Source organism: Bacteroides sp. AF39-16AC, assembly GCF_003602735.1.
Taxonomy (GTDB): domain Bacteria; phylum Bacteroidota; class Bacteroidia; order Bacteroidales; family Bacteroidaceae; genus Bacteroides; species Bacteroides uniformis.
In genome coordinates this window covers 1-7294 of sequence record NZ_QTLN01000049.1, presented here as the reverse complement: position 1 = coordinate 7294, position 7294 = coordinate 1, and the positions used below count along the sequence as shown (strand labels likewise).

Here is a 7294-nt window from a genome sequence, read left to right as displayed (position 1 = left end):
TACTTCAACAAAAATATCAACTTGTGATAAGTCACTAATTGGGATAATAGTGGTTATCACAAGTTTTGATAAGCACTATTATCAGGAAGATAATATTGAGGTGGGTAGCCCATTGAAATGTAATGTAGTCGTAAATCATCATGTTGAATTGTCAGAGGAAGAAAAGAAAGCGGCTCGTGAGGCTGCTATCAAAAAATTGCAGGAGGAAGAATTGGCAAAGTTGAAGAAGCGTCAACAAGCTAAACGTGAGAACAACACCGAAGTACAAACCCAGTTAACTCTTTTTTGATATGAAACCCAAGACAAAATTACAAATGGAAATCGTGAATGGGAGCAGGAAGTTAGCTCCCGTTTCAGAGGCTCAAAAGCGTTATGCCTATAAACATTGCTTTGTGCATTATTTCAAGCGTGATGCAAAGGGGAATTGCTTTTGTTTGGATTGTGGGCATACATGGCGGGATAAGGAAGATAAGAAAAACTGTAAATGTCCTCATTGCGGTATGAACCTGAAATTGGAGAATAGCAGGAAAAGGACGGCTGTATATAAAGAATATTTTTGTGTGATTACTACATACAAGCAATATCAAGTTATCCGTTTTTTTATGGTGGACTGCCGGCTGAAAAAAGGGTCTCCGGCTAATTACTTTATAATTGAGGCGGTACAGTGTTGGATGAATAAAGAGGGCAAGACAGAAACGCTGTCTTTGCTGCGGGGCATGTCTATATTTTATTACGATGCATGGATATATGGAAGTTCTTTGGAATTGCGTAAGCGGAATGTGCATCATGACCGTATTTATGATATTTGCCCGGCAGTTATCTATCCGAGAATGAAAGTGATACCCGAACTTACGAGGAATGGATTTAAGGGTGCCTTTTATGATATTTGTCCGAGTTCCTTCTTTATGACATTATTAACTGATAATCGGATGGAGATATTATATAAGGCAGGGCAAATGAATTTGTTCTTGAGATTTTTAGAGAGAAAATACGGTATAGATAAGTATTGGACGTATGTAAAAATCTGTTTAAGACATGACTATGTGATACATGATGCGGACTTGTGGCTGGACTATGTGGATATGCTGATAGAAAATAAATTGGATGCGAGAAATCCTCATTATTTGTGTCCGTTGAATGTAGAAGAAGCGCATGATTGGGTGATGGGGAAATGTAAGAAAAAATATTCTGAAAAGGATGAAAAAGACTATATTGCTGCCAAATCACGTTTCTTTAATCTTTCGTTTGCGGATGGAAATATTATGGTTCGGGTATTGGAAAGCCTTTCGGACTTTTACAAAGAGGGAAAGTTGCTGCATCATTGTGTATTCAGCAACGCCTATTATAAGAGAGAAGATTCGTTGATAATGTCGGCAACGGTGGATGGAAGGCGCATGGAAACGGTGGAGTTTTCACTTAGCAGGATGGAGGTGTGCCAGTGTCGTGGAAAGTCTAACCAATTATCAGCCTATCATGACCGGATTCTGAATTTGGTACGGGATAATATACCGTTGATAAGGGAAAGGATGGTAGTGTAATGAATAGCCCACACATCTAAATGTGTGGGAGTTCTTTTTTGGAAGACGCCCAAAAAAGAACCCCAAAAAACGTTGTCGCTACACATCGTTACGCTCGGATTATTTGCTTGTCGGCTTTAGTTTGCCGATACATTTTTCCATGTCGGGGGACAATAGGAAAGAAGCCGTCTTTTTCTGCTGCACCCCTGAGTGTGGCTGGACGATGGCATACCTGCATTTTAATATCTTGCCGATAACTTCCGTACTGTCACGGTGCAGGTACATGGCTTTCATGGCATCCGTTGCTTTCAGGCTTTTTTCGGCTTCCATATAGGCGGAAAAGGACGGTTTGAATAAGGCACGGGGACTTTCCGCTTTCTGTATGACAGCGGATAATTGTGCGCTTTTGTTGTTCAGGTAGCACAGGCTGTCCGATACGGTGACGTCTTCTGTTTCCAACACTTCCAGTAGTTCGAACTTTAAATCCGTCCAGGTGCCGTGAGAATCTGTCTGAACCCATTCCGCAATGGCCTTCTCATAGCCGGGTTTGCTGCATGAGGAAAAGGCAATGAGCAGCATACAAAAAAATAAATGCTTGATATTCATATTGATCTGATTTTATAGGTTGTCGTATTATGTGATGGAGCAAATCTATGAGGTTACTGGCCGTCCTCCGTGGAGGAACAGATGCCACACGAGATTTTCAGATCATCGTTCCAATCCTTGTTTTCCGAAAGTTCGACGTTCTTCAGTTTCCGTACCTTGTTGCGGAGTTCATCGTTACTCAGGCTCTCGACATCAGTCGTATCGCCATGAAAGTAACGATGCAGCCATAGAGTGTACTTGTGCCCTTGTTTGTCGTTGTCAAAGATGCTCCGGAGCTCCTTTACCTGGTTCTTGTCAAGAATCAGGCGTAATAGCCTCATTTGTCCTTCCGTGAATGTCCCTTCCGTAGATACATATACAAGATTGAGGTCGTTTCCGGAATGGCGTAATTGATAGTGGGAGATACAGTCTATAAATGACTCCCCAATGTAGAGAATGTCTATCGGGCGGCTTTTGTCATGGTTGCTGGTCGCCAGACAGTCGAACTTGCCACCGATAATCCCTTTGAATGTTTCATTTCGTTGAGAAATGGCTTGCACACCGTTTTCATTGTACATCTTGATGCACACGTTGCGGTAAACACTCCCTTTGTTCTTTACCTCACGGATAAAGAAAGTGTCTTTGAAGAACCGGCTTTCAATGCTTTCTTTCAGGATACCTCTTTTCTGGAGATAATTGCCCTTGTAGGGTTGTAGCTGGCTCAAGTAGAATTGAAGTTCGTCCGCTCTCATGCTTGTGTTACCTACTTCATACCGGCTTTTTTCGGGTGTCGTGATGCGGTTGGTGTTGATGTAGTTCTGAAGGATCTCCCCCACCTCGCGCAAGGACGGCATTTTTCCGGTTGTTTCAAATAGATGTTCCTGCATCAGATCCATGATACTGCGGCCACGCACGCTGTCACTATGCACGTCCCAATAGGTGTATTGGTTCTGCGAGTTCCGCTTGATGACGATGGTATGCGTTCCGTTGCTCATTTTGGGACAGGAGTTGGAAGAGCCTTCCACGATTTTCCATCCTAGTTCCAGCAGGAAATCGGGCAGAGAAATGGTTGTTTTTATCTGATTGAAATCGACTTTCATAACGTTGACTGGATTAGTTGAATCTCATTTTATCTGAGCTTAGATTATAAATGAGAAAGATTATCTTTCATAAAGATAAGAAATATCATCTAAATATGGAAGAGAAAGTATATGTTTTTTGATTCGTCTGCATTTTTATTTCAAGGTACTGTAAACCAAATCAACAGTAGTGTCTATACCGGGAACGGCCTCCAACTGTTTGCTCTGGTTGAATACGCTTTCCCCGTCTTTTTTTATCTGCATGGTGATGATAGCACTCTCTTTTGAATAGAGAATGCCTTGCACGGTAATTTGGCTGACAGGCTTTTCCGTGCTGTATTCCGCTTTATCGGTGAAACTCTCATCTACGGAAGCTGCGGAGGTACCGGTGCGTTCGTTCCTGAATCTCACGCCGTCAAGATTATATATATGCACACTGCCTTTGGGTGAGGAACCGGTTACGGCTACGGTGATGTGATACATGCCGGCTTTGTCTGTTTCCGATTGGATTTCCTCTTTGTTGCATGAAGCGGCCAATAAGCAGGCTGCCGCTAATAATGAATGAATTTTTCTCATGGTAGGATTCTTTTGTTGAATGTTATCGGATGATTTTTTGTTCTGTCTTGTGTGTCCCGGTTGGCGGAACTGCTGACTTTTCTTTTAATTTGTCCTCTATCTTTTTGAGGATGGCGTTGACATCTTCAATGATTTTGATGTAGTTCTGCTGGATAATCTCTTCCAGGATTTCCAGTTCCATCTCTTCTTTGCCGTTGCCCAGTTTGACCGGTAAGGAGAAACGGGGTATCTCCTTCTCTTCAAAACGGCACATATCCATCTGCACGCTGAAGAATGGCGGCTTGCCTCCGGCAATCTTGCCAATGAAGTGTCCGGCTGCTTGTCCGGCAATGTCCCTTGCCTTTAAGACTTTTTCTTTTTGCAGGCTCTCCGTGACACTGTTATTGCCACCGGCTTGGTGTGAATAAGATTCTTGCGCTTCTTTCTTCTCCCCAAGCAAGTTCTCGATGTCTTTGGCGGTCTTCTCATTTCCGGTCATACCGTAAGCCTGCGTTCCGCAGGAGGCTTTCAGGATGTTGGCACTTTTCTCTCCATAGTCCCTGACCGCTTGGTTGAAGTCCTGAACGGCGAGAATGGTAGCGACATTGTGCTTCCGGGCGGTTCCGATGAAAGTGTCAATGCCTTGCAACAGGATGGTCGGAAATTCATCTACCATGAATATGCTGGTCGCTTTGCCGGGATTGTTCATCTGTGACATCAAGACGCTGCCGATGCAGGAAATAGCAGGGGAAACGGCTTCCTTGATGGTGGGCGCATTGCCTACGCATAACAGCGTTGGGTGTTCCTTGTTGGTTATATCCAAAGAGAACTCTTCTTCGGGAAGTGGCGACAACACCCAGAAGATGTATTTGTTGTTCAGGAGTACCAACGGAGTCTGTGCGGATGATACGGCTCCGGCTGTCTGCTGTTGTGCACCCAGTTTCCAGGCGGTCAGCATGGAGGACATGTTCAATGCGATTTCAGGATCTTCCGACAGCCAGTGGAATACTAGGTTGCTGTCAGAAAGGGCAAGGGCTATCACATGGGGCAGCGTACAGATACCAAGCTTCCTTTCCTTGAAACATTTATAGGCGATTGAATAGACGTAGTTGATGGCATTGTTGGCCCAAAAGTCGGTCTTTTCCTTCCAGCTTGCTTCCAGATTCTTCATCAGTGTCATGATGATATTGCGGATGAATAGCGATTCGTTTCCCTTTGACATGTATTGCGGAGAAAGTACGTTCACCCTGACCGTGCGTGACATATCCACAAAGTTGATATAGGCGAAACGGGGTGTTTCCATCCCCTTGTTCCGGAAATGTTCGATGCTTCCGTATGCGATACGTGAGAGGATGGGTGACTTGTCCTTGGTGGGATCACCCTCCCAATCGTACACGAATCCGGCATAGTTGCGCTCGGCGCACTGGTAGATGATTCCCTTGATCCAGCTCTCTGATTTACCGCTTCCCGGACCGCCGTCGATATAGACATTCTGCTGCGGCTTATGGATGACCAGCGGCCCGGAGGCGGTTTCAAAGCGGAAGTAGAAAGCCGATTCTTCCCGGCTTAACCCGAAAATGCTATCATCGGATTGGGCATGACGCCGGATGAAATAAGGCAGAGTCTTGATGACAAGCAGCGTGTACGCTACGAATAGAATGGGAAATACAAATAGGTTATACCACGCTGATAACCGGCTGAATCCGACAACCAGCATGGATGCCGTAACCAGTGTCATACTGGTGTAAACCCATTTCTTGTTTTCGTCTTTCACTTTGCCAACCGGAAAGAGAAAAGCGAGGCCTCCGATCAGGATAACGTAGAGAAACCGGAATAGGATATCCTTCTCCATCAGCCTTTCCCACATGGCCGGATTACGTAGTGGAGCGTATAATCCCGTAACGATAGCCCACTGAAACAGTACGGCTGTCCCGATGAGCGTGGATAGCAGGATCAGGATGAATGACAGGTCTTTCTTCTCTCTTTCCATGGCCGTTGCTGTTATTGGGGTTGTCCGGATGCCGTTCCGTCACCGCTCTCTTTTTTCTCTGCCTTTCCCAGTAACTCAATGCGTGAGACGGTCAGGCTGACGGATGGGATGTGGCTACCGTCATCCTTCTGGAATACATCGGCATACACATCGCCGCAGACATATACCTGTGTCCCTTTTTTCAGATACTCAAAGACTTTACTCTCGTAATTCACGAAACAGCATACCCATAGGGTCTGTTCCTCGTTGTTCACGTTCTTGTACTTGGTGGATACATGGAAGTTGAATCCTTTTCCGTTCTTGTTCTGCCGGGCATCCGCACCGACATAACCGATAATTTGTCCTGTAAACATAATGATGGTTTTTAAAAGTTTATAATCCGAGCTGTGGCTCATTCATATTTTTCATGGCTGGCTCCGCTTCCATGGAAGGCAGCGAAATGCCGAAAGTGCTGTGTAGCGTTTCAAGGTTGTCGGCTGTAGGATGGTTTGCCGCAACACTTTCCAATAACCGTGATGAAGGGGTAAAACCTTCGTTTTTCATCTGCTCCAATACCGGACGGTTGTCTTGCAGGACGGCCTGCGTGAACCGTTCCTCCGGTGTGAGGTACTGTTCCATCCGTGCGGTATGTTCCTGAATCATATTGCTGGCTTTTCCTACATCGGCAAGGATGTTGTAGATGAATTTGGGATCTTCTTTCAAGGCTCCCAGCCAGTTTTTTAGATACATGGCATTTTCTTCCCGGATATGGGTGGATATTCCCAGGCTTTGCCCGACGGTAGCGGAGGTGAGTTCGGCAACCAGTTCCTCTTTGGCATATTGCTTGTCTCCGAAAATCACGCCTTTTTCCCGGTTCAGATGCTCAGGTTCTCCAGTCGAGTGCGCTATCTCATGCAGTAGTGTGGAGTAGAAATTCTCTCCGTCCTTAAACTGCCCCTTCAGGGGTACGACGATATGGTTATCTTCTCCCCTTGCATGGTAAGCACTATTTCCTTCCTTGGAATAAATGGGGCAGATCCATTGCTGTTCCCGTACCATCGCATCAATCAGAGGCACGGTGAGCATCCCTTGCTCGTCCTTGATGGCCGGTATCTTGAATTGCTCCTTCAATGCTTCCCATTTCTCCGGTTTCGTTTCCTGAAGATTGGTCTGCTGTACGTTGAACACATTGTATGTCTTCAGAAACGGCGTGACCTTATATTCCTGCTGCTCGTTTTTATCCAGGTTCTTATATACGTCGAAAGGTATTTTCTTTCCGTTCTTGTCTCTTACTGAGAAATTCCAGTAAATGACTGGGAATGACTTTTCTCCTTTCAGTATGTTAAGGCCGTTGTCTTTGGCTTGCATGAAGGTCATATAGACCGGCAGGCTGTACTGCTCTTTTTCCGAAAGTAGAAACAACATGAAAGAATTTACTCCGTTGTAGGTTCTTCCCTCGATATTTTGCGGAAGTCCCCCACCCTTTATCCCGAACCAAGGCTTTTGCCAGTTGTCTTCCACCTGCTTTATCTTTTCGATCATTAATGTTGCCCATTTGTTTATGTCAGTTTCTTTCATATTTATTTGAT

General features: G+C 45.0%; 8 protein-coding genes. 2 read left to right on the top strand and 6 right to left on the bottom strand.

What is annotated here, in order from left to right; all coding sequences use genetic code 11:
- Both DW039_RS20190 and DW039_RS20185 read left to right on the top strand, forming a co-directional pair.
- Positions 1-289, top strand: a 289-nt coding sequence (locus DW039_RS20190; RefSeq protein WP_243635058.1) for a Cas9 inhibitor AcrIIA9 family protein, incomplete at its 5' end; no start/stop codon positions are given.
- 1 nt (position 290) lies between these two features.
- Positions 291-1538 carry a PcfJ domain-containing protein gene (locus DW039_RS20185; protein ID WP_005868910.1) on the top strand — a complete coding sequence of 416 codons (1248 nt, stop codon included), beginning with the start codon at positions 291-293 and terminating at the stop codon, positions 1536-1538.
- 99 nt (positions 1539-1637) lie between these two features.
- On the opposite strand, the gene DW039_RS20180 is transcribed toward DW039_RS20185, so the two are convergent.
- The 6 genes from DW039_RS20180 to DW039_RS20155 all read right to left on the bottom strand — a co-directional run bounded on the left by DW039_RS20180 (position 1638) and on the right by DW039_RS20155 (position 7283).
- Complete coding sequence (locus DW039_RS20180) at positions 1638-2123, bottom strand: hypothetical protein (protein ID WP_005868909.1); 486 nt, start codon at positions 2121-2123, stop codon at positions 1638-1640.
- 53 nt (positions 2124-2176) lie between these two features.
- Positions 2177-3202: a toprim domain-containing protein gene (locus DW039_RS20175; protein ID WP_005868908.1), complete on the bottom strand. Its 1026-nt coding sequence runs from the start codon at positions 3200-3202 to the stop codon at positions 2177-2179.
- Positions 3203-3337: 135 nt separating this feature from the next.
- On the bottom strand, positions 3338-3757 hold the full coding sequence (locus DW039_RS20170; protein WP_005868906.1) for a hypothetical protein: 420 nt from the start codon (positions 3755-3757) through the stop codon (positions 3338-3340).
- A 22-nt stretch (positions 3758-3779) separates the two neighbouring features.
- On the bottom strand, positions 3780-5726 hold the full coding sequence (locus DW039_RS20165) for a type IV secretory system conjugative DNA transfer family protein (RefSeq protein ID WP_005868904.1): 1947 nt from the start codon (positions 5724-5726) through the stop codon (positions 3780-3782).
- A gap of 11 nt (positions 5727-5737) precedes the next feature.
- On the bottom strand, positions 5738-6121 hold the full coding sequence (locus DW039_RS20160; protein ID WP_007564694.1) for a single-stranded DNA-binding protein: 384 nt from the start codon (positions 6119-6121) through the stop codon (positions 5738-5740).
- On the bottom strand, positions 6099-7283 hold the full coding sequence (locus tag DW039_RS20155) for an ArdC family protein (protein ID WP_120382296.1): 1185 nt from the start codon (positions 7281-7283) through the stop codon (positions 6099-6101). Before DW039_RS20155 ends, DW039_RS20160 begins: the two co-directional genes overlap by 23 nt.
- Positions 7284-7294: the final 11 nt, after the last annotated feature.

Bases quoted from the DNA above. Each gene is read 5' to 3' on its own strand.
- DW039_RS20160 (WP_007564694.1), bottom strand. From the start codon at position 6,121: ATGAGCCACAGCTCGGATTATAAACTTTTAAAAACCATCATTATGTTT.
- DW039_RS20170 (WP_005868906.1), bottom strand. From the start codon at position 3,757: ATGAGAAAAATTCATTCATTATTAGCGGCAGCCTGCTTATTGGCCGCT.
- DW039_RS20165 (WP_005868904.1), bottom strand. From the start codon at position 5,726: ATGGAAAGAGAGAAGAAAGACCTGTCATTCATCCTGATCCTGCTATCC.
- DW039_RS20175 (WP_005868908.1), bottom strand. From the start codon at position 3,202: ATGAAAGTCGATTTCAATCAGATAAAAACAACCATTTCTCTGCCCGAT.
- DW039_RS20185 (WP_005868910.1), top strand. From the start codon at position 291: ATGAAACCCAAGACAAAATTACAAATGGAAATCGTGAATGGGAGCAGG.
- DW039_RS20180 (WP_005868909.1), bottom strand. From the start codon at position 2,123: ATGAATATCAAGCATTTATTTTTTTGTATGCTGCTCATTGCCTTTTCC.
- DW039_RS20155 (WP_120382296.1), bottom strand. From the start codon at position 7,283: ATGAAAGAAACTGACATAAACAAATGGGCAACATTAATGATCGAAAAG.